Raw genomic sequence first — 21,316 nt, 5'->3', positions numbered from 1 at the left:
TATAAATCGGTGACACGTGTTGCCGGTCTCTTTGCGTTTTTGCCATTTCACTCCAACAGGTGGCAAAAACGAAAAGGTATCCCACTTTGTAAGCTTTTACTGTAGCCGTGTAAGTACTCCCCTGGCGCAGCCAACCGGCCGGGAGTCCCCCAACCATTTGCAGGGTTAACGGTGATGAAAACACGTAAAATTGGATTGGTGAATTATTTCGCCTATGGCTCAGGCGATTTCCTGGGCGCAGGCACCACGGCGCTTACGGCAGCCTGGCTGCTCTATTTCTATACAACCTTCTGCGGACTTTCTCCCATCGAAGCGACCTTCATTTTTGCGGCCGCAAGGGTGCTGGATGCCGTTGTCAGTCCGCTGATGGGCTTTTTGACCGATAACTTCGGCTCCAGCTGGCTCGGCAAGCGCTTTGGTCGGCGTAAATTCTTTATCTTGCTGGGGATCCCGTGCGTATTCAGCTACTCACTGATGTGGGTAGGGGATATGAGCTTCTGGTATTACCTGCTGACCTATTTGCTGTTTGATATCGTCTATACCATGATCCTAGTGCCTTACGAGACGCTGGTACCGGAAATGACCGATGATTTCAAACAGAAAACTAAATTTTCCGGCGCGCGTATCGGTATGGCGCAAATGTCCGCGATTCTGGCCTCTTTCTTGCCCGGCATTTTGTTAACTGCTTTCGGCAAGGACAACCCGATCTCCTTCTTTTATGCCAGCCTCGTGTTCTCGGTACTGTGCGCGTTGATGCTGACCTTTGTCTGGTTCTTTACCTGGGAACGTCCGCGTGAAGAGTGGACAGAAGCCGCGCTGCGTGCGGAAGAAGAGAAAAAGAGCCTGACGTTCAGCCAGAGCATGAACCGCCTGTTCGTAGAGTTAAGCTCCACACTGCGGATTAAGATATTCCGTCAGCATCTGGGGATGTACCTCGGCGGCTATATTGCGCAGGACGTGTTCAATGCGGTCTTTACCTATTACGTCGTGTTTGTCCTGATGCAGGAAGCCTCAATGGCGTCGAATCTGCTTGGAACGATGGCTATCTTCCAGTTTATTGCAGTCATCGCCATGATTCCGCTATGTATCCGTTTTGGACCTGCGCCATCCTACCGAATGGTGGTGGTACTTTTCGGTCTGAGTTCACTCTCTTATGCGGTGCTTTACTACGCCGGATTGAGCGATGTCTACTCTCTGTTACTGCTGGTTTCCGCGGTGGCAGGTCTGGGGCGTGGGGGTATCAACTATGTACCGTGGAACACCTACACCTACATTGCGGATGTGGATGAAGTCATTACCGGTCAGCGCCGCGAAGGGATCTTCGCTGGGATCATGACCCTGACGCGTAAAGCGTCACAGGCAGGAGCGGTGATGCTGGTCGGCATTGTCATGCAAATGTCAGGCTTTGTCTCAGGGCAGAGCACGCAGCCTGAAGCGGTCAGCCATACCATCCTGCTGATCCTCAGCTGCGGTACGCTACTGGTGCTGGCCTGCGGTTTCCTGGTCTCCCTGCGCTTTAAACTGAATTTGCAAACCCACAGCACGCTGCGCGAAGAGACGGCGAAAATGCGCGAGTCAGGCTGCGCAATGCCGGAAAGCATTACGCCACAGGCGCGCGCCACCGTCGAGATGCTCGCCGGACTGCCGTATGAATCACTTTGGGGTAACAACAACATTGGTTATCTGAATCGTAACAAACCAGCGGCTCCCTCACTGAAGCAGGCTGCGATATTGAATTCGACTTACAACAGAGGTTAAGGATATGAAGGTTTGGCCTGTCAAACATAGCGCATTACTGCGTCAGCCGGAACGTTTTATCTCCCGGGAAGAACTGAAAACGTTAATTCAGACGGTGACAACCAATCTGGTGAACATCAAGGACGAGACTGGTCAATTTCTGCTGCGCCTGGACGACGGACGCGTGATAGACACCAAAGGCTGGGCAGGGTGGGAATGGACGCACGGCGTTGGGCTGTATGGGATGTATCAGTACTACCAGCAGACCGGTGACGAGACCATGCGCGATATTATCGACAACTGGTTCGCCGACCGTTTTGCCGAAGGGACCACCACCAAAAACGTCAACACGATGGCGCCGTTCCTGACTCTGGCGTATCGCTATGAAGAGACGCGTAACCCGGCTTATCTGCCGTGGCTCGACGCATGGGCGGAATGGGCGATGTATGAGATGCCGCGCACCGATCATGGCGGCATGCAGCACATCACGCTGGCGGAAGAGAACCATCAGCAGATGTGGGATGACACGCTGATGATGACGGTGCTGCCGCTGGCGAAAATTGGACAATTGCTTAACCGGCCTGAATACGTGGAAGAGGCGACCTATCAGTTTCTGCTGCACGTACAGAATCTGATGGACCGGGAGACCGGCCTGTGGTTCCACGGCTGGAATTACGATGGACATCATAACTTTGCCAACGCCCGCTGGGCACGCGGCAATAGCTGGCTAACCATTGTGATCCCGGACTTCCTCGAACTGGTGAACCTGCCGGAAAACAACGCCGTACGCCGCTATCTGGTGCAGGTGCTGAATGCGCAGATTGCCGCGCTGGCGAACTGTCAGGATGAGAGCGGACTGTGGCATACGCTGCTTGACGACCCGCATTCCTACCTGGAAGCTTCCGCCACTGCAGGGTTCGCTTACGGGATTTTAAAAGCCGTGCGTAAACGGTATGTCAGCGCGGAATATGCCGACGTGGCGGAAAAAGCGATTCGCGGAATTGTGCGGAACATTTCACCGCAAGGAGAACTGCTACAAACCTCTTTCGGTACGGGAATGGGGCACGATCTTGATTTCTATCGGGCGATACCGCTGACGTCCATGCCCTACGGCCAGGCAATGGCGATGCTGTGTCTGACGGAGTATTTACGCAAGTACTTCTGACCTTTCCTCCGGAACGCGTCGTCCTTCGGGACGGTGTGACGGGGAGCCCGGATAAGGCAGTCGCCGCATCCGGGCACTTCACCACGCTAAAGTCTACAGGCGTGCCTCTTCATCCAGGGAAATAATCTGTATACCCGCATTGCGATACTCTGTTGCCTCATCGGGCAAGCGATCAATCACGATGGTATTGATACGATCTGCTGAGGTAAATTGAGCCAGTGACGTGTTCTTCAGTTTGCTGTAGTCGCAAACGATAATCACCTGGCTTGCATGCTCAACCATGCCCCGTTTTGTTTCTGCCAGCATAATGTCGGCCACACAGGCGCCCTGTTTGAGCGAGAGCGAATTGGTCCCCATAAACGCTTTATCGACGTTCAGCGTATCGAGAATGGATCGTCCGTTGATCGCCACCACACAGTGGTATCCTTTCTTCACGATCCCGCCCAGCAGGATGGTCTGAATTGAGGGACTGGATTCCAGTTCGCGAGCGATCTGATAATCATTGGTCACCACGGTCACGTTCTGCCGATCGCGGATATTACGCGCGATGTGTAGGGTCGTTGTGCCTGTATCCAGCACAATAATATCGCCATCTTCAACCAGCGCCGCCGCGCGCTGGCCAATCCGTTCCTTAGCGCTCAGGTTGACAATTTCGCGGGTGTCAGAAGCCTGTTCAAAACTCGCCCGCGTACGGAGAACGGCGCCGCCATGCGTTCGGGTAAGCAACCCTTCATCTTCCAACTGACGGAGATCGGCTCGAATGGTTGCGCCGGATACATTAAAGAGATCGCACATTTCAGAAACAGTGACTTTGCGTTTTTCCCTGAGAATACTGAGCAACTTCTCCTGTCTTTCTTCTGCAAACATTCTTCCTCTCTTATTTACGGCGCGTTCCGCACGATAGCGCGCTGGCTTATCTTCAGTCTGGTCCTGCGCTCAGGGCATCCAGCCTGTCATATAAGGCGGTGGACTGCTGGTAGAGCGTATCAAAAAGCTCAGTGCAGGCCTGGTAATAATCCCGCAGACGGGGATCTGGCGAAATCAGTTTGTCGAACTGAACCGTCTGTCGCACGCCGCTGGCAAAATCAGCGTACAGCCCCACGCCAACCCCTGCGATAATACCGCATCCGGTGACGCCATTCTCCTGATTACGCGTAGATAATATCGGGAGATTATATGCCGCCGCTTTGATTTCAAGCCATAGCGGGCTGCGTGCGCCACCGCCGGAAGCGATCATCTGTTCAGGGTATTGTCCGCACGCTTGTAACTGGCGAAGATTGCGCCAGGAAGCAAAAGCCACGCCTTCCAGTACCGCACGGAATAAATGACCGCGGCGATGCTTTCGTTGCAAGCCGAAGAACTGCGCGCGCGAGTTATTTTTTTCAGCCAGTCGCTCTCCCGTCAGATAGGGAAGAAATAGCAGCCCTTCAGCGCCCGCCTGTACCGTCGCCGCTTCCTGTAAAAGCTGCGGGTGCGTAATCTGATTGTCGGCAAGCGCCAGCCGCGCCCAGCGGACGGCATCACCGCCAGCATCCAGAATTGTGAATCCGCCCCAGGCAGCGTTAGCCAGATGAAGATTATTAACGAGGGGATGCTGTAACGGGTGCTTTGCGACAACCGTGAGTAACGTCGATGTTCCCGTAGAGTCAGACGCCATTCCCGGCTCATAGACCCCAGAACCCAGCAGGGACGCTGCCATATCAGATGTTCCTGCAACCACCGGGATCCCGCATGGGAGGTCGGTCAGACGGGATGCTTCGGGCGTCACGTATCCAATGATATCGCTGGATAACTTCAGCGTCGGCAATTGCTCAACGCGTAAGCCAAACAGAGCGCAGGCCTGTGAAGACCATCGACGGGTCTCGCTGTCCATCAGAAAATAACAGGATGCTTCACTATAATCGGTCGCCAGCGCGCCGGTTAACATGAAATTGATGTAATCCTTCGGCATAAGAATGGTGGCGATTTTCGACCAGCTTTCAGGCTTATGCTCACGCCACCAGGCTAATTTGAACGCGGGCCAGGCCGCCGCGGGCGGGTTATTTAAATGCGACAGCCATTTTTCCCGCCCTTCACGCACAGCAAAGGCGTCAACCTGCGGTTGGCTGCGCTTGTCATTCCACAATAGCGCCCTGTCTTCTACCAGCTCGCCATGATTATCCAGCAGCACGGTTCCATGCATCTGCCCGCAAACGCCGATGACCGCTATCTGCGAAGCCGTTTCAGGATAACGGTAGAGAACCTCGCGTACGCATTCGCAGGCGGCCTGCCACCATAAAGAAGGGGACTGTTCTGACCAGCCCGCCTGTGGCGTCGTCTGCTCATATTCTCTTTGAGCAAAGCCGACCATTGTGCCATCGACATGCAGAATCGCTGCGCGAGTACTGCCAGTGCCAACATCGATCGTGAGTATTTTATCTTTCATCACTGACTCCGGTGACGTTTCAGGCGGGCCATCAGGCCCGCAGCCCTTCGGTTTAATCGGCGTTCAACTCAGGAAAACGTTCAGGATATTGCTCCAGTTCAGCCAGCACTTTTGTGACCGCGCCATGGCTCATGCCGAAACGGCGAACGCCCAGCTGGTAGAGCGCGCGGACCGTTTCCAGGTCACGAATGCCCCCGGCGCCTTTGATGTCGATACGGCCGTTAAGCTGATCGGCGATAATGCTGACTTTTTCCACCGTTGCGCCAGTCGGGGCCCAACCGGTAGAGGTTTTAACCCATTTCATCCCGACTTCTACGGCAATATCACAAACGCGGCGAATCTGTTCTTCGTTCAAATAGTGCGTTTCGAGAATCACTTTTGCCGGTACTGGCGCTGCGGCTTCCACCACGCGGCGTAAATCGTCGCGCACATAGTCATAATCCCCGGATAACACTTTGCCAATGTTCACCACCATATCCACTTCACGAGCACCATCGGCAATAAGCTGCCTCACTTCCTGAACCTTGGTATCAGTGGCATGCCCGCCACCGGGAAAGCCAACGGGCCCGCCAATCATCACCTCTCCAGTCCCTTGCTGAGGTAGCAACGTGCTGAGAAAGCGTGTCCAGCAAGGCAGTACATGCACGGAAATGATGTTGTACCGGGTTGCCAGTTCGGCGCAGGCACGGACATCAGCTTCGGTACTGGTCGCCTGTACTGCGCTCAGATCGATTAAACGTGCAAAACGACGGGTTGTTTCATTCATGGTTATATCCTGCCCTTTGTTTTTAATTGGTTTCATTTGACGCTGTTTTAACGCTTAAATTCATTTAAAAACGCATCAAATGAAAATAACGTGATCAATTTAGCATTTTTTTATTTTCATTTGTTTTTAATTAGCAGGGCGGGGATGAGAAAAGAGGCATGAAGGGGGATGGGTCGGATAGATCGTCTGGCGCACCTCTGCTTAAAAAAACCGGCATAACGTCGGCAGTCAAATCGTCTGAGTACGTCGTCATGTTGTGACGGCTAATACGTGCATTGTTGAAACGCTGCTGCGTGCGGCGGGGAGAGCTTTTGCCCGGAAATCACCGGGTTGTCGTAATGAAGAAGCCTTATGCGTTGCGACATTTCACCTATCGCAGATGCGGATAGAGAACATGGGACTGACGGGACGGGTGGGCTTTTGGGATTCCTGGGCCGACAGACGACATGCCGACGCAATGGACGATCGCGTAGACCTGTATGGCGAACATGAACATCTTTTCCGTGCCGCTTCTGATGATGAAATGACATGAACCCTACAATATGAAAACCATTACGAGGATAGCTCAATGAGTACGCTAATTACGGATAAGGTCGATAAAGCGGTGGTCCAGAACGAAAAACTGGATACCAGCGCTTATTTATCGCATACCCCATGGCTACAGTTTTTACTGGTTTGCTGTTTGTTTGCGCTATGGGGGATGGCGGGCAACCTGAATGATATTTTGATTGCCCAGTTTAAAAAGGGGTTCGATCTGACGGATACCCAGACCGCGCTGGTACAGTCGATTTTTTTCCTGGGCTACTTTTTTGTCGCGCTACCTGCGGCGGCGCTGATTAAGCGCTATTCGTATAAAGTGGCGATTATCATTGGATTATGCCTGTATGCCCTGGGATGCTTCCTTTTTGTTCCCGCCGCTCAGATAATGACCTATGGCGCGTTCCTCGCCTGCCTGGGGGTAATTGCCTGTGGACTCTCCTTCCTGGAAACCTCGGCGAATACCTACTCAAGTTTGCTGGGACCCATTCAATCTTCCACACAGCGCATTAATTTCTCGCAGATCTTTAATTCGCTGGGCGTCATTTCCGGCGTGCTTATCGGCCAGGTGATGGTCTTTGGTGAAAACGACCCCAGCCATGAAGCGTTGCAGGCAATGCCGACCGCGGTTGCGGATGCGGCTCGCCATCAGATGGTGAGTCAGGTGGTCGGGCCCTATCTGATTATTGGTTCGGTGCTGGTTGTGCTGGCTCTGGTTTTTGTGTTTATTAAATTCCCGTCGTGTAAAGGCGCACAATCTCAGCAACAGGTTTCTGCGGAAAAGATGGGGCCCACCGTGAAGCGCTTGTTTGCAATGCCGCGTTTTCGTCTCGGCGTACTGTCGCAGTTCCTTTATGTCGGAGCGCAGGTTGGCGTATGGAGTTTCACGATTCGTTTCGTTCAGCTTGTACAGCAGGGAACGAGCGAACACTCAGCGACCTACTGGTTGCTTGCCTCACTGGTGATTTACGCCATTGGCAAAACGGTTGCCACCTGGCTGATGAATCGCCTGAATCCGGCGTTATTGCTCGGCAGCTTCGCCTTAGCGGCAACCGGGCTTTTGTTGATCGCGGTGTTTAACAGTTCAATGCTTGCCGTGTACGCGCTTATCCTCGTGAGTTTCTGCATGGCACCATGCTGGCCGACGAACTTTGGCCTGGTCATCAAAGGCATGGGGAAAGATACCCAAACCGCAGGCTCGATAGTGGTGATGTCAATTATCGGCGGCGCAGTGATTCCGCTGGTGATGGGCATTATCTCTGATATGAACGGCGGCAATATGCAAATCGCCTTTATCGCCCCGTTATTGTGCTTTGTTTACGTCGCTTTCTACGGTTTCTGGTGTGTGCGTAAGGGGGTATGACATGCGCGAGTTGATCAAGACGATTGCCCATGTTGGCTATCAGGTCAGTAATTTAACGCGGTCGCTGGCCTTCTACGAACCTCTGGGTTTTAAGCGCCAGCAGCGGTTTAGTAAAACGTCGCCGCAGGGAAATATTGACGTGGCATTCATTGAAATGGGTGGGGCGGTTCTTGAACTGTATCAGCTTCCCGAAGGGACACCTTTTGACGTCCCTCGCTGCGGTATCGATCATCTTGCGCTGGAAGTCAGCGACCTTGATGCCGTTCAGCGGAAACTGGCAATGCTTGGCTATCCGTTGGATGAAGGGCCGATTGAAGAAGATAACGTGCGTTTCTTGCTGATTCGCGGTCCCGATGGTGAACGGCTGGAGTTTGATGTGTTTGCCCGTTAGCGGCAGTAGGGTAGGTGGGCATCAAAAAACCCGGCGGTTGCCGGGCTTTTGCTATCATTTACATCCGCTCTACGGTTTCGATGCCTAATGTATCCAGACCGAGCTTCAATGTTTTCGCCGTCAGCAGCGCCAGTTTCAGGCGGCTGTTACGGATCTCGTCGTTTTCTGCGCTCAGGATTGGGCAGTGCTCGTAGAAGCCTGAGAACAGACCGGCGACGTCATACAGATACGCACACATTACGTGCGGTGTCCCTTCACGCGCGACAACGGTCAGCGTCTCTTCAAACTGCAACAGACGGGCCGCCAGCTGCGCTTCGCGATCTTCACTGAGCTGCACCTTCGCGTTCGCCAGGTCATTTTCATCCAGACCAGACTTACGGAATACCGACAGCACGCGGGTGTAGGCGTACTGCATGTATGGCGCGGTGTTACCCTCAAACGCCAGCATGTTGTCCCAGTCGAAAATGTAGTCGGTGGTGCGGTTTTTTGACAGATCGGCATATTTTACCGCGCCAATACCGACGGCGTTGGCCAGTTTTTCCAGCTCGTCTGCCGGCATATCCGGGTTCTTTTCACTCACCAGACGGCGCGCACGTTCCAGCGCTTCGTCCAGCAGGTCCGCCAGTTTCACTGTGCCGCCCGCACGGGTTTTGAACGGTTTGCCGTCTTTACCCAGCATCATGCCAAACATGTGGTGTTCCAGCGGCACGGAATCCGGGACATAACCGGCTTTACGCACGATGGTCCACGCCTGCATCAGGTGCTGGTGCTGACGGGAGTCAATGTAATAGAGCACACGATCGGCATGCAGCGTCTCATAACGGTACTTGGCGCAGGCAATATCGGTAGTGGTGTACAGATAACCGCCATCTTTCTTCTGAATGATGACGCCCATCGGTTCGCCTTCCTTGTTTTTATACTCATCAAGGAATACCACGGTTGCGCCTTCGCTCTCGACAGCCAGACCTTTAGCCTTCAGATCGGCCACGATCCCCGGCAGCATCGGGTTGTACAGACTTTCGCCCATAACGTCGTCGCGGGTCAGGGTCACGTTCAGACGGTCATAGGTGATCTGGTTCTGGGACATGGTGATGTCGACCAGCTTGCGCCACATTTGCAGGAAGTACTCGTCGCCACCCTGCAGTTTTACCACGTAGCTACGTGCGCGCTCGGCGAAGGCTTCGTCTTCGTCGTAGTGTTTTTTGGCTTCACGGTAGAAACCTTCGAGATCGGCCAGCGCCATTTCACCGGCGTTTTCCTGCTGCTGTTTTTCCAGATAAGCGATCAGCATACCGAACTGGGTGCCCCAGTCGCCGACGTGGTTGGCGCGAATAACGTGGTGGCCGAGGAACTCAAGGGTACGCACGGCGGCATCACCGATAATGGTGGAGCGCAGATGACCGACGTGCATCTCTTTCGCCACGTTCGGCGCGGAGTAATCTATCACTACTGTCTGCTTTGCTGGTTTCGCCACGCCAAGACGATCGGAGGTCAGCGCCTGTTCCACGTGTTTTGCCAGGAACGCCGGATCGAGGAAAATGTTGATAAAGCCAGGGCCCGCGATTTCAACTTTGCTGGCGATACCGTTCAGATCCAGATGAGTCAGCACCTGCTCAGCCAGTTGTCGCGGAGCCATACCCAGTTTTTTAGCAACTGCCATCATGCCGTTGGCCTGATAGTCGCCGAACTGTACTTTTGCTGACTGACGAACCTGCGGTTCGCAATCTGCAGGCGCGCCTGCAGCAATCATGGCCTGACTGACTTTTTCTGAGAGAAGAGCCTGAATATTCACCGGAATACCTTACGTTGATGAAGCGGGATGTTATTTACCGCACCAGTTTAAGAATTAAGGGCGGGAGTATACTGCAAATGCCCCCCTGCGTCAGCACTGCACAGCCGCAAGCGTGCGCAGAAAATAAGCGTTAAAGGAGTGCATAAGCATGCATACCGCAAAACCCGTAATCTACGGTTGGTTGCGAGAGGCCAACAGAGTAAATTAGCGGCTTTGTACACCGATAAGAGCTCTTATTATGGCGAACTGGCAGACCATTGACGAACTGCATGATATTTCCGCAGATTTACCGCGATTCACTCAGGCGTTCACAGAACTTTCCACTCGCCTCGGTCTGGATGTTTCACCGCTTGAGGCCGATCACATTTCTTTGCGCTGTCATCAGGATGCCACTGCCGAACGCTGGCGCCGCGGATTTGAACAGTGTGGTGAGCTGTTGTCGGAAAATACCATCAACGGCAGACCGATTTGCCTGTTTAAACTGCATGAGCCGGTGTGCGTCGCGCACTGGCGTTTTTGTGTGGTGGAACTGCCGTGGCCCGGAGAAAAGCGGTATCCTCATGAAGGGTGGGAACATATTGAAATCGTCCTGCCGGGCTCCCCTGAAACCCTGAACGCGCGCGCGCTGGCGCTGCTTTCGGATGACGGGCTGAGCCAGCCGGGCATTTTTGTGAAAACCAGTTCACCGAAAGGGGAACATGAACGTCTGTCGAACCCGACGCTGGCGGTCACTGACGGGAAGGTGACCGTCAAGTTCCACCCGTGGTCGATTGAGGCGATTGTCGCCAGCGAACAGCAACAGGAGTGAATATGGCATTGTTGGAAATCTGTTGTTACAGCATGGAGTGCGCGCTCACGGCGCAGCAAAACGGTGCGGACCGCATTGAACTGTGCGCCGCGCCAAAGGAGGGGGGCTTAACGCCGTCACTGGGCGTGTTACGCTCGGTCCGTCAGGCGGTGACGATTCCTGTACATCCGATCATCCGTCCACGCGGTGGGGATTTTTGTTATACCGACGGCGAGTTCGCTGCGATGCTGGATGATGTACGGACCGTGCGTGAACTGGGTTTTCCTGGACTGGTGACGGGGATTCTTGACCCTGATGGTCATGTCGATATGCCGCGTATGCAGCAGATTATGGCTGCAGCGGGTCCACTGGCCGTGACCTTCCATCGCGCCTTCGATATGTGTGCTAATCCGTTAAATGCACTGAAGAATCTCGCAGAATTGGGGATCGCCAGAGTGCTGACGTCGGGGCAAAAATCTGATGCAGTGCAAGGTTTAGCAAATATTTTGGAACTTATTGCTCAACCCGGTGCTCCAATCATTATGGCCGGAGCGGGGGTTCGCGCAGAAAATCTGTCGCGTTTCCTGGATGTCGGGGTACGGGAAGTACATAGCTCCGCTGGAACCTTGATGGCTTCGCCGATGCGTTATCGCAATCAGGGTCTGTCAATGTCGACAGATAAGCAAGCGGATGAATATTCCCGCTATGCGGTAGACGGCAAGTCGGTTGCTGAAATGAAAGGAATCATGGTTCGCCATCAGGCCAAATGATTTTACCGTTGCATCATGTCGCCCAATATGATGCTTGCTCGTACCAGGCCCCTGCCCATTCAACAGGGGCCTTTTTTTATCTTTCTCCTGCATATTTCGGCCTGCAACTGTGTTGGCTTTCCGCGCTCACCCCGGTCACTTACTTATGTAAGCTCCCAGGGATTCGCTGTGTCGCCGCCTTGTTGCAAACCGAACTATTTTGGAGAAAGGACCTTATTCCATCAGAAACCGTAGGCCGGATAAGCGAAGCGCCTCCGGCAAAACGCCGGATGCGGCTAACGCCTTATCCGGCCTACGACCCACAACATCACGGTTTACGCGCAATCAATACCGCGCGTAACGGGGCAGGGTAACCTTCAACGGTTTTGCTGTGATCGTTCGGGTCGAGGAAGTCGGCCAGCGATTCGGTAACCATCCACTCGGTACGACGCTGCTCTTCGGTTGAGGTGATGCAAACATCTGCGATGCGAACATCGACAAAGCCGCATTTCTCCAGCCAGTTTTTCAGTGCCAGAGCAGAAGGGATGAAATAGACGTTACGCATCTGCGCGTAGCGATCGCCCGGCACCAGTACGGTGTTTTCGTCGCCTTCCACTACCAGGGTTTCAAGCACCAGTTCGCCGTCTTTCACCAGCTGGTCTTTCAACTGCCAGAGGTGCTCCAGCGGGGAACGGCGATGGTAAAGCACCCCCATCGAAAAGACGGTATCAAACGCATTCAGCGCTGGCAGTTGTTCTATGCCCAGCGGCAGCAGATGCGCACGCTGATCGTTACCCAACAGTTTACGCACCGCTTCAAACTGGCACAGGAACAGTTGCGTTGGGTCAATGCCGACGGCCAGATGTGCCCCCGCGCCAATCATGCGCCACATGTGGTAGCCGCTACCGCAACCGACATCCAGAATTGTACGCCCGGTCAGGTCTGACAAATGTGGCAGCACGCGATCCCATTTCCAGTCGGAGCGCCATTCGGTATCAATGTTCACGCCATACAGCGAGTACGGCCCTTTACGCCACGGCATCAGATTTCGCATCAGGGTATCGATACGCTTGAGTTGCCCTGGGCTCAGCGGCTCTTCGCTTTCCGCCGTCACGCTGTGCAATAAGTCCAGACGGTACGGCGTCAGTTCCGGCAGAAATTCCACCGCGTTTGACCACTGCTTGAAGAGACCGTGCTGATCGCGCTGCCAGGTGGCTATCTGCGCGGGCAGTGTTTCCAGCCAGTGGGCAAGATGATTTTTGGCAATCAGCTGATAGAAGTTACCAAAGTCGATCATGCGCTCGCCCCGGCTTTTAGCGCCACCAGGGAGCCAAAGTTAAAGCACTGGAACCACAGTTCGCTGTGCTCAAAACCGGCCTGGCGCAGGCGCGCCTTGTGGGTTTCGACCGAATCGGTCAGCATCACGTTTTCCAGCATGCTGCGCTTCTGGCTGATCTCCAGTTCGCTGTAGCCGTTTGCCCGCTTGAAGTCGTGATGCATGTTGAACAGCAGTTCACCGACTTGTGCATCTTCAAAGCTGAATTTTTCCGACAGTACCAACGCACCGCCCGGATTCAGCCCCTGATAAATCTTATCCAACAACGCCTGGCGCTCCGGTGGCTCAAGGAATTGCAGGGTAAAATTCAGTACCACCATTGAGGCGTTCTCGAGGGTAATCGTGCGGATGTCGCCTTCCACGACTTCAACGGGTGTCGGCGCCTTGTAAGCATCGATATGACGGCGGCAGCGTTCGATCATCGCCGGGGAGTTATCAACGGCGATAATTTTGCAGTTTTCATGATGAATATTGCGACGCACAGAGAGCGTCGCTGCACCCAGCGAACAGCCCAGGTCGTAAACCTGCGTATCCGGCTGCACAAAGCGTTCGGCAAGCATGCCAATCATCGAGATAATATTGGAATAGCCGGGGACAGAACGTTGGATCATATCAGGGAAGACTTCGGCTACCCGTTCATCGAAAGTCCAGTCGCCCAGGCTGGCGATTGGCGCAGAAAAAAGCGTGTCGCGGTGAGACATAACGTAAAAATCCGGGAAAAATAAAGTGGCGTATTGTGCGCTAATGCAGGGAGAAAACCAACTCCCACGGCATATACCAAAGGTTCGCCAACACCATCAGCAGCAACGCGCACCAGGTGGCGCTCATGCCAGAGCGACGCCAGCGGAACAGACGGTGGTGGAAACCGTAATAATGCATCAGCCGACCCACGAGCAGAATAATGCCGCAAATGTGCACCATCCAGGTTTCTGCGCCGTTCATTTCCATAAACAGCAACAGTACTAACGCGACGGGAATGTATTCCACCGCATTACCATGAATGCGGATGGCGGTCTGGAGTTCACTGAAGCCGCCGTCGCCATAGGCAACGCGGTATTGCATCCGCAGGCGGACAACGTCAAAAGAAAACTTCATCAACAACAACGCACCCAAAACGGCATACAGCGCGCTTACCATACAAACTCCCTTTAAAATGGCTGATGGCACTGTCTATGATAGGTGGCAATTTCAGAAAAGAGAAGATTGCTGTGGAATGGACGGAGCAGTTCCGATGTCCGGTAAGGCGGTACGTAAGTCCTGCCACAAGGTGTCGACCAGTTCTGGGGCCTGCGCGATATCCGGAGTATGTAAAAAAAGATACGGCGTGGTGGTTTGCTCCCAGAGCGGTAATTTTTTTAGCCATGCGGCAAAAAATTCCCGGTTTTGCCGCATGTCATCGCTGCCGATAAAGCGCACCAGCGGATGGTTCGCGGTGACGACGGCATGCACCGGCAGCTTCGGTTTCTTGCGTTGGGCATCGCGGATGGCTTCATTATGCACAAGGGCCGCGTGTACCGGACGACTGTCGAGGATCACCCGATTGACTCCGCGCTGATGCAGCCCGCTATTGAGCTGCTGTTCCGCGTCGCTTTTGGCGAAAAACTCTGGGTGGCGCACCTCGACGCCGTAGGTAAACGTCTGCGGCAAGGTATCGAGAAAATGCCAGAGGGCAGGGAGATCGCGTGGACCAAAGCTGGCGGGCAATTGCAGCCAGTACTGACCAATGCGGGTTTCCAGCGGTGACATCCGGGTCAGAAATTCGTGGAGCAAATCATCGCAGTTGCGCAACGCTGCCTGATGAGAAATGGTCGCCGGAAATTTAAAACAAAAACGGAACGCATCGGTCGTTTGCGCGTGCCAGCGTGCAACAATCTCCACTTTTGGCAGCGCGTACAGCGTGGTGTTGCCTTCCACACAGTTAAAGTGGCGGGCATACTCTTCAAGACCCGTAATGCCAAGACGCACCCACTTCGGGTGCGACCATTGCGGCAGGCCAATGTAGATCATAAGGCGTTGACGATCTCTTCTGCACGGCGCACGCGCGCAATGCGAGGGAAGATGTGGGTCAGGCTGTTCTGATGCTGTTCAGCGCTGGCGGCACTGCAGGCGTCTTCGGCAATCACCAGGCTAAAGCCCAGCTCCCAGGCGTTACGCGCGGTGGACTCGACGCCGATGTTGGTCGAAATCCCGCACAGCACGATGGTGTCGATACCGCGACGGCGTAACTGAAGCTCCAGGTCTGTGCCATAGAAGGCGCCCCACTGGCGTTTGGTGACTTCCAGATCGCTGTCGGCTTTGTCCAGCGCCTTTGGATACGTCCACCAGTTTTCCGGTAGCGCTTTAGCCGGGGCCTGTGCGTCAACGGGCTGTTTGAGCGCTTCGGCGTAATCGTCAGACCAGCCCACGCGGACCATCACCACCGGAGAGCCTTTAGCACGAAATGTCTGCGCCAGTCGCGCGGCGCGCGCCACCACGTCATTGGCTGAATGAGGGCCGCCGGCGAAGGGCAGGATCCCTTCCTGCAGGTCAATAATGACCAGGGCTGTCGTTTTAGCGTTCAGTTGTAACATGGTAACTCCCGTCAAAATCAAGATTCCGTTACACCTTAATCGCGATTGCGTGTGTAAGGAGCGACAATTTTTGTTATTTTTTGTGAGAATTCGCAAGGCCCGTCCAGGAAACAGGCGTACAGTCAGTACCGGACTTATCGTGCGGCAGAATTTCCAGTATAATAGCCGCCTTTTTCATTCAGTTGTGACATACAGTTAAAGCTGCGACATCGTGGCCTGCAAGACAGGCGACAATCCGCCTGCGGCTAATTAAGGGATATCTCATGCGTACAGAATATTGCGGACAGCTCCGTTTGTCCCACGTGGGGCAGCAGGTGACTCTGTGTGGTTGGGTCAACCGTCGTCGTGATCTTGGTAGCCTGATCTTCATCGACATGCGCGATCGCGAAGGTATCGTGCAGGTATTTTTCGATCCGGATCGTGCGGACGCGTTAAAGCTGGCCTCTGAACTGCGTAATGAGTTCTGCATCCAGGTGACGGGCACCGTGCGTGCACGTGACGAGAAAAACGTCAATGGCGAGATGGCAACGGGCGAAATCGAAGTGCTGGCCTCTTCGCTGACGATCATCAACCGTGCTGAATCACTGCCGCTTGACTCCAACCACGTAAACACCGAAGAAGCGCGTCTGAAGTACCGCTATCTGGATCTGCGTCGCCCGGAAATGGCTCAACGCCTGAAAACCCGTGCGAAGATCACAAGCCTGGTGCGCCGCTTTATGGACGATCACGGTTTCCTCGACATCGAAACTCCGATGCTGACCAAAGCCACGCCGGAAGGTGCGCGTGACTATCTGGTTCCTTCGCGTGTGCACAAAGGTAAATTCTACGCGCTGCCGCAGTCTCCGCAGCTGTTCAAACAGCTGCTGATGATGTCCGGTTTTGACCGCTACTATCAGATAGTCAAATGCTTCCGCGACGAAGACCTGCGTGCTGACCGTCAGCCGGAATTTACCCAGATCGATGTGGAAACGTCCTTCATGACTGCCGAACAGGTGCGTGAAGTGATGGAAGCGCTGGTGCGCAGCGTGTGGAATGATGTGAAAGGCGTGGAACTGGGCGACTTCCCCGTCATGACCTTTGCCGAAGCCGAACGCCGTTATGGTTCCGACAAACCGGATCTGCGTAACCCGATGGAACTGGTGGATGTTGCTGACCTGCTGAAAGCCGTCGAATTCGCGGTCTTCTCCGGCCCGGCAAACGATCCGAAAGGACGCGTCGCTGCGCTGCGCGTACCGGGCGGTGCCGCTCTGAGTCGTAAGCAGATCGACGACTACGGTAACTTCATTAAGATCTACGGTGCGAAAGGTCTGGCTTACATTAAAGTCACCGAGCGCGCGAAAGGTCTGGAAGGGATCACCAGCCCTGTTGCCAAGTTCCTGAACGCTGAAATCGTGGAAGCCATTCTGGATCGTACCGCTGCGCAAGACGGCGATATGATTTTCTTCGGCGCGGACAACAAGAAAGTGGTTGCCGACTCTATGGGCGCGCTGCGTCTCAAACTGGGCAAAGACCTGGGCCTGACTGACGAAACCAAATGGGCACCGCTGTGGGTCATCGACTTCCCGATGTTTGAAGACGACGGCGAAGGCGGTCTGACCGCGATGCACCATCCGTTCACCTCACCGAAAGACATGACCGCGAGCGAACTGAAAGCGGCACCGGAAGACGCGGTGGCGAACGCCTACGATATGGTCATCAACGGCTACGAAGTGGGCGGCGGTTCCGTGCGTATTCACAGCGGTGAAATGCAGCAGACCGTTTTTGGCATTCTGGGCATCAATGAACAGGAACAGCGTGAGAAGTTTGGCTTCCTGTTAGACGCGCTGAAATACGGTACGCCGCCGCACGCAGGTCTGGCATTCGGTCTTGACCGTTTGACCATGCTGCTGACCGGCACCGATAATATTCGTGACGTTATCGCCTTCCCGAAAACCACCGCTGCGGCCTGTCTGATGACTGAAGCGCCGAGCGTTGCGAACCAGGCGGCCCTGGCTGAGCTGGGTATCGCCGTGGTGAAAAAGGAAGAGAAAAACTGATATGGCAGATATACACGGAATCATTCGCGCTGCATCGCGGCGGCAACTGAGTGAATTCCCATGAGCATAGATAACTCTGTGAATGGGATGAACGAAGGCAGCCAACAAAGAGGCGGCGTGAAGGATAAAGTGTATAAGCGTCCTGTTTCTGTCCTGGTCGTGATTTTTGCCCAGGATACGAAACGGGTGCTGATGTTGCAGCGACGCGACGATCCTGAATTCTGGCAGTCGGTGACTGGCAGTGTGGAAGAGGGAGAGACCGCGTCGCAGGCCGCCATGCGCGAAGTAAAGGAAGAGGTCGCCATTGACGTTGCGTCTGAGCAACTGACCTTAATTGACTGTCAGCGCACGGTGGAGTTTGAAATTTTTTCACATTTACGTCATCGCTATGCTCCGGGTGTGGTGCGCAACACAGAATCCTGGTTCTGCCTTGCGCTGCCGCACGAGCGTCAGATCGTTTTTAGCGAACATCTGGCCTACCAGTGGCTTGATGCGCCCGCTGCCGCGGCACTCACCAAGTCATGGAGCAACCGGCAGGCGATTGAAGAATTTGTAATTAACATCGCCTGAGAAGGCATGCTTTTTGAGGAAATATTTATGGCAGGTCATAGTAAATGGGCCAACACCAGACATCGTAAAGCGGCGCAGGATGCTAAGCGCGGCAAAATCTTCACCAAGATCATTCGTGAGCTGGTGACGGCAGCAAAACTGGGCGGCGGCGATCCGGATGCGAACCCGCGTCTGCGTGCGGCAGTCGACAAAGCGCTGGCTAACAACATGACCCGTGACACTCTGAACCGTGCAATCGCACGCGGCGTGGGCGGTGATGATGATGCGAACATGGAAACCATCATCTATGAAGGCTACGGCCCTGGCGGCACGGCGGTCATGATTGAATGCCTGTCTGACAACCGTAACCGTACCGTTGCCGAAGTGCGCCACGCCTTCAGCAAAACCGGCGGTAACCTGGGGACGGATGGTTCTGTTTCCTACCTGTTCAGCAAAAAGGGCGTGATCTCCTTCGAAAAAGGGGATGAAGACGCGATCATGGAAGCGGCGCTGGAAGCGGGTGCGGAAGACGTTGTGACCTTTGATGATGGGGCAATTGACGTCTACACGGCATGGGAAGAAATGGGTAAAGTGCGTGACGCTTTGGAAGCGGCTGGGCTGAAAGCCGACAGCGCTGAAGTCTCTATGATCCCATCAACTAAAGCAGACATGGATGCGGAAACCGCACCGAAACTGATGCGTCTGATCGACATGCTGGAAGACTGTGATGACGTGCAGGAAGTTTACCATAACGGTGAGATCTCTGATGAGGTTGCCGCTACATTAGAATGATGTGGCTTAACCCCGTTACCACCGGAGGCGCGTGATGTCCATCATTCTCGGTATTGATCCGGGCTCCCGCATTACCGGTTACGGCGTGATTCGTCAGACAGGCAGACAACTGACGTATCTCGGCAGCGGCTGCATTCGTACCAAAGTCGACGATCTTCCGTCGCGCCTTAAGCTGATTTATGCTGGCGTGACGGAAATCATCACCCAGTTTCAGCCCGACTACTTTGCCATCGAGCAGGTGTTTATGGCGAAGAACGCCGATTCTGCGCTTAAGCTGGGGCAGGCTCGCGGGGTGGCGATTGTGGCGGCGGTCAACCAGGAACTGCCGGTATTTGAGTACGCGGCACGTCAGGTGAAGCAGACGGTAGTCGGTATCGGTAGTGCAGAGAAAAGCCAGGTGCAGCACATGGTGCGAACCTTGCTGAAACTGCCAGCGAATCCACAGGCGGATGCGGCTGATGCGCTGGCCATCGCCATTACCCACTGCCACGTCAGTCAGAATGCGATGCAAGTGAGTGAATCCAGGCTTAATCTGGCGCGAGGTCGCTTGCGATAATAACAAATGAGGCTGGATATTTATCCAGCCTTTTTTTATGATACGGCTTTACTTTCGGCCCAACGCAGGAGCGTAACGTGATAGGCAGACTCAGAGGCATCATTCTGGAAAAACAACCCCCGCTGGTGTTACTCGAAGTGGGCGGCGTTGGCTATGAAGTGCATATGCCAATGACCTGTTTTTATGAGCTCTCGGAATCCGGAAAAGAAGCCGTTGTTTTTACTCACTTCGTGGTGCGTGAAGACGCACAACTGCTGTACGGGTTTAACAATAAACAAGAGCGCACGCTGTTCAAAGAGCTCATCAAAACCAACGGCGTCGGGCCAAAACTGGCGCTGGCCATCCTGTCCGGGATGTCCGCACAGCAGTTTGTTAACGCTGTCGAACGTGAAGAGCTGGGCGCACTTGTCAAGTTGCCAGGCATCGGCAAGAAAACGGCCGAACGACTGATTGTTGAAATGAAAGACCGATTTAAAGGCCTGCATGGCGATCTCTTTACGCCAGCCGCCGATCTGGTGCTGACCTCGCCAGCGAGCCCGACGTCGGACGATGCTGAACAGGAAGCGGTTGCGGCGCTGGTGGCGCTGGGCTATAAACCACAGGAAGCCAGCCGCATGGTGAGTAAAATCGCTCGCCCGGATGCCAGCAGTGAAACACTGATACGCGAAGCCCTGCGCGCCGCGTTATGAGGTAAAGGATGATAGAAGCAGATCGCCTGATTTCGGCAGTTGCCACCCTCCCCGAAGAGGTTGCCGATCGTGCCATTCGCCCGAAACTACTCGAAGAGTACATCGGTCAACCGCAGGTGCGCTCGCAGATGGAGATTTTCATCCAGGCGGCAAAACTGCGTGGCGATGCACTAGACCACCTGCTGATCTTTGGTCCTCCCGGTCTGGGGAAAACCACGCTTGCCAACATCGTTGCCAATGAAATGGGCGTCAATCTGCGCACCACGTCCGGCCCGGTGCTGGAAAAAGCGGGCGATCTGGCCGCGATGCTGACCAACCTTGAGCCCCACGACGTATTGTTTATCGATGAGATCCACCGTCTGTCACCGGTGGTGGAAGAGGTGCTCTATCCGGCGATGGAAGATTATCAGTTGGATATTATGATCGGTGAAGGACCGGCGGCGCGCTCGATTAAAATCGACCTGCCGCCGTTTACCCTGATTGGCGCGACGACTCGCGCGGGTTCACTGACCTCACCGCTGCGCGATCGTTTCGGTATTGTGCAGCGTCTGGAGTTTTATCAGGTGCCGGATCTTCAGTATATCGTTGGCCGCAGCGCGCGCTTTATGGGCCTGGAGATGAGCGATGAGGGGGCGCTGGAGGTGGCGCGTCGTGCACGAGGAACGCCGCGTATCGCTAACCGCCTGCTCAGACGCGTGCGGGATTTTGCCGAAGTGAAACATGACGGCACCATTTCCGCTGATATTGCCGCGCAGGCGCTGGATATGCTGAACGTTGATGCCGAAGGGTTTGATTACATGGACCGCAAGCTGCTGCTGGCGGTGATCGACAAATTCTTTGGCGGGCCGGTCGGGCTGGATAACCTGGCGGCGGCCATCGGCGAAGAGCGCGAAACGATTGAGGATGTGCTGGAGCCGTATCTGATTCAACAAGGCTTTTTGCAGCGCACGCCGCGCGGAAGAATGGCGACAGTGCGCGCCTGGAATCACTTTGGTATTACGCCGCCGGAAATGCCGTAATTTCTCGGGCCTGACGGCGCTTCGCTTATCGGGCCTACAAACCACGTAGGCCGGATA

Annotated in this window: 22 protein-coding genes; 13 read left to right on the top strand and 9 right to left on the bottom strand. The window is 54.5% G+C overall.

Annotated elements, in window-relative coordinates; translation table 11 throughout:
• Positions 1–174 precede the first annotated feature (174 nt).
• Positions 175–1,758 carry an MFS transporter gene (locus tag ACERJC_RS08820; RefSeq protein ID WP_373671477.1) on the top strand — a complete coding sequence of 528 codons (1,584 nt, stop codon included), beginning with the start codon at positions 175–177 and terminating at the stop codon, positions 1,756–1,758.
• Between the two features lie 4 nt (positions 1,759–1,762).
• Positions 1,763–2,902, top strand: a complete 1,140-nt coding sequence (bglB, locus tag ACERJC_RS08815; protein ID WP_178825784.1) for a beta-galactosidase BglB — start codon at positions 1,763–1,765, stop codon at positions 2,900–2,902.
• 93 nt (positions 2,903–2,995) lie between these two features.
• Here bglB and ACERJC_RS08810 read toward each other — a convergent pair whose 3' ends face one another.
• From ACERJC_RS08810 to deoC, 3 genes are read right to left on the bottom strand one after another with little or no spacing between them, the layout of a single operon-like run.
• A complete protein-coding gene (locus ACERJC_RS08810) occupies positions 2,996–3,769 on the bottom strand; it encodes a DeoR/GlpR family DNA-binding transcription regulator (protein ID WP_286633496.1) in 774 nt (257 codons plus the stop codon).
• Positions 3,770–3,821: 52 nt separating this feature from the next.
• Entirely contained in the window at positions 3,822–5,327 is a 1,506-nt protein-coding gene (locus tag ACERJC_RS08805; protein ID WP_373671476.1) for a xylulokinase, read from the bottom strand.
• A gap of 52 nt (positions 5,328–5,379) precedes the next feature.
• Complete coding sequence (gene deoC, locus ACERJC_RS08800) at positions 5,380–6,129, bottom strand: deoxyribose-phosphate aldolase (protein WP_373671475.1); 750 nt, start codon at positions 6,127–6,129, stop codon at positions 5,380–5,382.
• A gap of 220 nt (positions 6,130–6,349) precedes the next feature.
• On the opposite strand from deoC, the gene ACERJC_RS08795 reads away from it, so the two are divergent.
• From ACERJC_RS08795 to ACERJC_RS08785, 3 genes are read left to right on the top strand one after another with little or no spacing between them, the layout of a single operon-like run.
• On the top strand, positions 6,350–6,625 hold the full coding sequence (locus tag ACERJC_RS08795) for a hypothetical protein (protein ID WP_373671474.1): 276 nt from the start codon (positions 6,350–6,352) through the stop codon (positions 6,623–6,625).
• A 36-nt stretch (positions 6,626–6,661) separates the two neighbouring features.
• On the top strand, positions 6,662–7,993 hold the full coding sequence (fucP, locus tag ACERJC_RS08790; protein ID WP_152404085.1) for an L-fucose:H+ symporter permease: 1,332 nt from the start codon (positions 6,662–6,664) through the stop codon (positions 7,991–7,993).
• Between the two features lies 1 nt (position 7,994).
• Positions 7,995–8,384: a VOC family protein gene (locus tag ACERJC_RS08785; RefSeq protein ID WP_286633493.1), complete on the top strand. Its 390-nt coding sequence runs from the start codon at positions 7,995–7,997 to the stop codon at positions 8,382–8,384.
• A gap of 58 nt (positions 8,385–8,442) precedes the next feature.
• On the opposite strand, the gene argS is transcribed toward ACERJC_RS08785, so the two are convergent.
• The gene (gene argS / locus ACERJC_RS08780) at positions 8,443–10,176 is read right to left on the bottom strand and encodes an arginine--tRNA ligase (protein ID WP_286633492.1); all 1,734 of its coding nucleotides are present in this window, start codon (positions 10,174–10,176) and stop codon (positions 8,443–8,445) included.
• A 238-nt stretch (positions 10,177–10,414) separates the two neighbouring features.
• Here argS and ACERJC_RS08775 point away from each other — a divergent pair, with 238 nt between their 5' ends.
• Entirely contained in the window at positions 10,415–10,984 is a 570-nt protein-coding gene (locus tag ACERJC_RS08775; RefSeq protein WP_373671473.1) for a VOC family protein, read from the top strand.
• A 2-nt stretch (positions 10,985–10,986) separates the two neighbouring features.
• Complete coding sequence (gene cutC / locus ACERJC_RS08770; protein ID WP_152404095.1) at positions 10,987–11,733, top strand: copper homeostasis protein CutC; 747 nt, start codon at positions 10,987–10,989, stop codon at positions 11,731–11,733.
• 307 nt (positions 11,734–12,040) lie between these two features.
• Here cutC and cmoB read toward each other — a convergent pair whose 3' ends face one another.
• The 5 genes from cmoB to ACERJC_RS08745 are packed head-to-tail and all read right to left on the bottom strand — an operon-like array spanning position 12,041 to position 15,618.
• The gene (gene cmoB, locus ACERJC_RS08765) at positions 12,041–13,009 is read right to left on the bottom strand and encodes a tRNA 5-methoxyuridine(34)/uridine 5-oxyacetic acid(34) synthase CmoB (RefSeq protein WP_152404097.1); all 969 of its coding nucleotides are present in this window, start codon (positions 13,007–13,009) and stop codon (positions 12,041–12,043) included.
• Positions 13,006–13,749 carry a carboxy-S-adenosyl-L-methionine synthase CmoA gene (cmoA, locus tag ACERJC_RS08760; protein ID WP_373671472.1) on the bottom strand — a complete coding sequence of 248 codons (744 nt, stop codon included), beginning with the start codon at positions 13,747–13,749 and terminating at the stop codon, positions 13,006–13,008. Before cmoA ends, cmoB begins: the two co-directional genes overlap by 4 nt.
• Positions 13,750–13,789: 40 nt before the next feature.
• On the bottom strand, positions 13,790–14,185 hold the full coding sequence (locus ACERJC_RS08755; protein ID WP_042318401.1) for an MAPEG family protein: 396 nt from the start codon (positions 14,183–14,185) through the stop codon (positions 13,790–13,792).
• A 51-nt stretch (positions 14,186–14,236) separates the two neighbouring features.
• Positions 14,237–15,055: a DUF72 domain-containing protein gene (locus ACERJC_RS08750; RefSeq protein WP_373671471.1), complete on the bottom strand. Its 819-nt coding sequence runs from the start codon at positions 15,053–15,055 to the stop codon at positions 14,237–14,239.
• Positions 15,052–15,618, bottom strand: a complete 567-nt coding sequence (locus tag ACERJC_RS08745; RefSeq protein WP_373671470.1) for a hydrolase — start codon at positions 15,616–15,618, stop codon at positions 15,052–15,054. Before ACERJC_RS08745 ends, ACERJC_RS08750 begins: the two co-directional genes overlap by 4 nt.
• Before the next feature lie 263 nt (positions 15,619–15,881).
• Here ACERJC_RS08745 and aspS point away from each other — a divergent pair, with 263 nt between their 5' ends.
• The 6 genes from aspS to ruvB all read left to right on the top strand — a co-directional run bounded on the left by aspS (position 15,882) and on the right by ruvB (position 21,259).
• Complete coding sequence (aspS, locus tag ACERJC_RS08740; RefSeq protein ID WP_286633488.1) at positions 15,882–17,654, top strand: aspartate--tRNA ligase; 1,773 nt, start codon at positions 15,882–15,884, stop codon at positions 17,652–17,654.
• 117 nt (positions 17,655–17,771) lie between these two features.
• Positions 17,772–18,224 (top strand): dihydroneopterin triphosphate diphosphatase, encoded by a 453-nt coding sequence (gene nudB, locus ACERJC_RS08735; RefSeq protein ID WP_286633731.1) that lies wholly within the window; start codon positions 17,772–17,774, stop codon positions 18,222–18,224.
• Between the two features lie 27 nt (positions 18,225–18,251).
• The gene (locus tag ACERJC_RS08730) at positions 18,252–18,995 is read left to right on the top strand and encodes a YebC/PmpR family DNA-binding transcriptional regulator (RefSeq protein WP_152404107.1); all 744 of its coding nucleotides are present in this window, start codon (positions 18,252–18,254) and stop codon (positions 18,993–18,995) included.
• A gap of 34 nt (positions 18,996–19,029) precedes the next feature.
• Positions 19,030–19,551: a crossover junction endodeoxyribonuclease RuvC gene (gene ruvC, locus ACERJC_RS08725; RefSeq protein ID WP_152404109.1), complete on the top strand. Its 522-nt coding sequence runs from the start codon at positions 19,030–19,032 to the stop codon at positions 19,549–19,551.
• A gap of 77 nt (positions 19,552–19,628) precedes the next feature.
• Positions 19,629–20,240 carry a Holliday junction branch migration protein RuvA gene (gene ruvA / locus ACERJC_RS08720; protein ID WP_373671469.1) on the top strand — a complete coding sequence of 204 codons (612 nt, stop codon included), beginning with the start codon at positions 19,629–19,631 and terminating at the stop codon, positions 20,238–20,240.
• An 8-nt stretch (positions 20,241–20,248) separates the two neighbouring features.
• On the top strand, positions 20,249–21,259 hold the full coding sequence (gene ruvB, locus ACERJC_RS08715) for a Holliday junction branch migration DNA helicase RuvB (protein ID WP_152404113.1): 1,011 nt from the start codon (positions 20,249–20,251) through the stop codon (positions 21,257–21,259).
• The last annotated feature ends 57 nt before the right edge of the window (positions 21,260–21,316 follow it).

It is taken from the genome of Citrobacter telavivensis (assembly GCF_041807075.1).
Taxonomy (GTDB): Bacteria; Pseudomonadota; Gammaproteobacteria; order Enterobacterales; family Enterobacteriaceae; genus Citrobacter_A; species Citrobacter_A telavivensis.
Note: the sequence above shows the minus strand (reverse complement) of the source record. Positions and strands in the feature narration are given on the sequence as shown.

Excerpts from the sequence above, each read along its gene's own strand:
- ACERJC_RS08785 (WP_286633493.1), top strand. The coding sequence starts at position 7,995 with ATGCGCGAGTTGATCAAGACGATTGCCCATGTTGGCTATCAGGTCAGT.
- cmoB (WP_152404097.1), bottom strand. The coding sequence starts at position 13,009 with ATGATCGACTTTGGTAACTTCTATCAGCTGATTGCCAAAAATCATCTT.
- ACERJC_RS08750 (WP_373671471.1), bottom strand. The coding sequence starts at position 15,055 with ATGATCTACATTGGCCTGCCGCAATGGTCGCACCCGAAGTGGGTGCGT.
- ACERJC_RS08730 (WP_152404107.1), top strand. The coding sequence starts at position 18,252 with ATGGCAGGTCATAGTAAATGGGCCAACACCAGACATCGTAAAGCGGCG.
- ACERJC_RS08745 (WP_373671470.1), bottom strand. The coding sequence starts at position 15,618 with ATGTTACAACTGAACGCTAAAACGACAGCCCTGGTCATTATTGACCTG.
- bglB (WP_178825784.1), top strand. The coding sequence starts at position 1,763 with ATGAAGGTTTGGCCTGTCAAACATAGCGCATTACTGCGTCAGCCGGAA.
- ACERJC_RS08805 (WP_373671476.1), bottom strand. The coding sequence starts at position 5,327 with ATGAAAGATAAAATACTCACGATCGATGTTGGCACTGGCAGTACTCGC.
- fucP (WP_152404085.1), top strand. The coding sequence starts at position 6,662 with ATGAGTACGCTAATTACGGATAAGGTCGATAAAGCGGTGGTCCAGAAC.
- cutC (WP_152404095.1), top strand. The coding sequence starts at position 10,987 with ATGGCATTGTTGGAAATCTGTTGTTACAGCATGGAGTGCGCGCTCACG.
- ruvC (WP_152404109.1), top strand. The coding sequence starts at position 19,030 with ATGTCCATCATTCTCGGTATTGATCCGGGCTCCCGCATTACCGGTTAC.
- aspS (WP_286633488.1), top strand. The coding sequence starts at position 15,882 with ATGCGTACAGAATATTGCGGACAGCTCCGTTTGTCCCACGTGGGGCAG.
- ACERJC_RS08820 (WP_373671477.1), top strand. The coding sequence starts at position 175 with ATGAAAACACGTAAAATTGGATTGGTGAATTATTTCGCCTATGGCTCA.
- ACERJC_RS08775 (WP_373671473.1), top strand. The coding sequence starts at position 10,415 with ATGGCGAACTGGCAGACCATTGACGAACTGCATGATATTTCCGCAGAT.
- deoC (WP_373671475.1), bottom strand. The coding sequence starts at position 6,129 with ATGAAACCAATTAAAAACAAAGGGCAGGATATAACCATGAATGAAACA.
- ACERJC_RS08810 (WP_286633496.1), bottom strand. The coding sequence starts at position 3,769 with ATGTTTGCAGAAGAAAGACAGGAGAAGTTGCTCAGTATTCTCAGGGAA.
- cmoA (WP_373671472.1), bottom strand. The coding sequence starts at position 13,749 with ATGTCTCACCGCGACACGCTTTTTTCTGCGCCAATCGCCAGCCTGGGC.
- ACERJC_RS08755 (WP_042318401.1), bottom strand. The coding sequence starts at position 14,185 with ATGGTAAGCGCGCTGTATGCCGTTTTGGGTGCGTTGTTGTTGATGAAG.
- ruvB (WP_152404113.1), top strand. The coding sequence starts at position 20,249 with ATGATAGAAGCAGATCGCCTGATTTCGGCAGTTGCCACCCTCCCCGAA.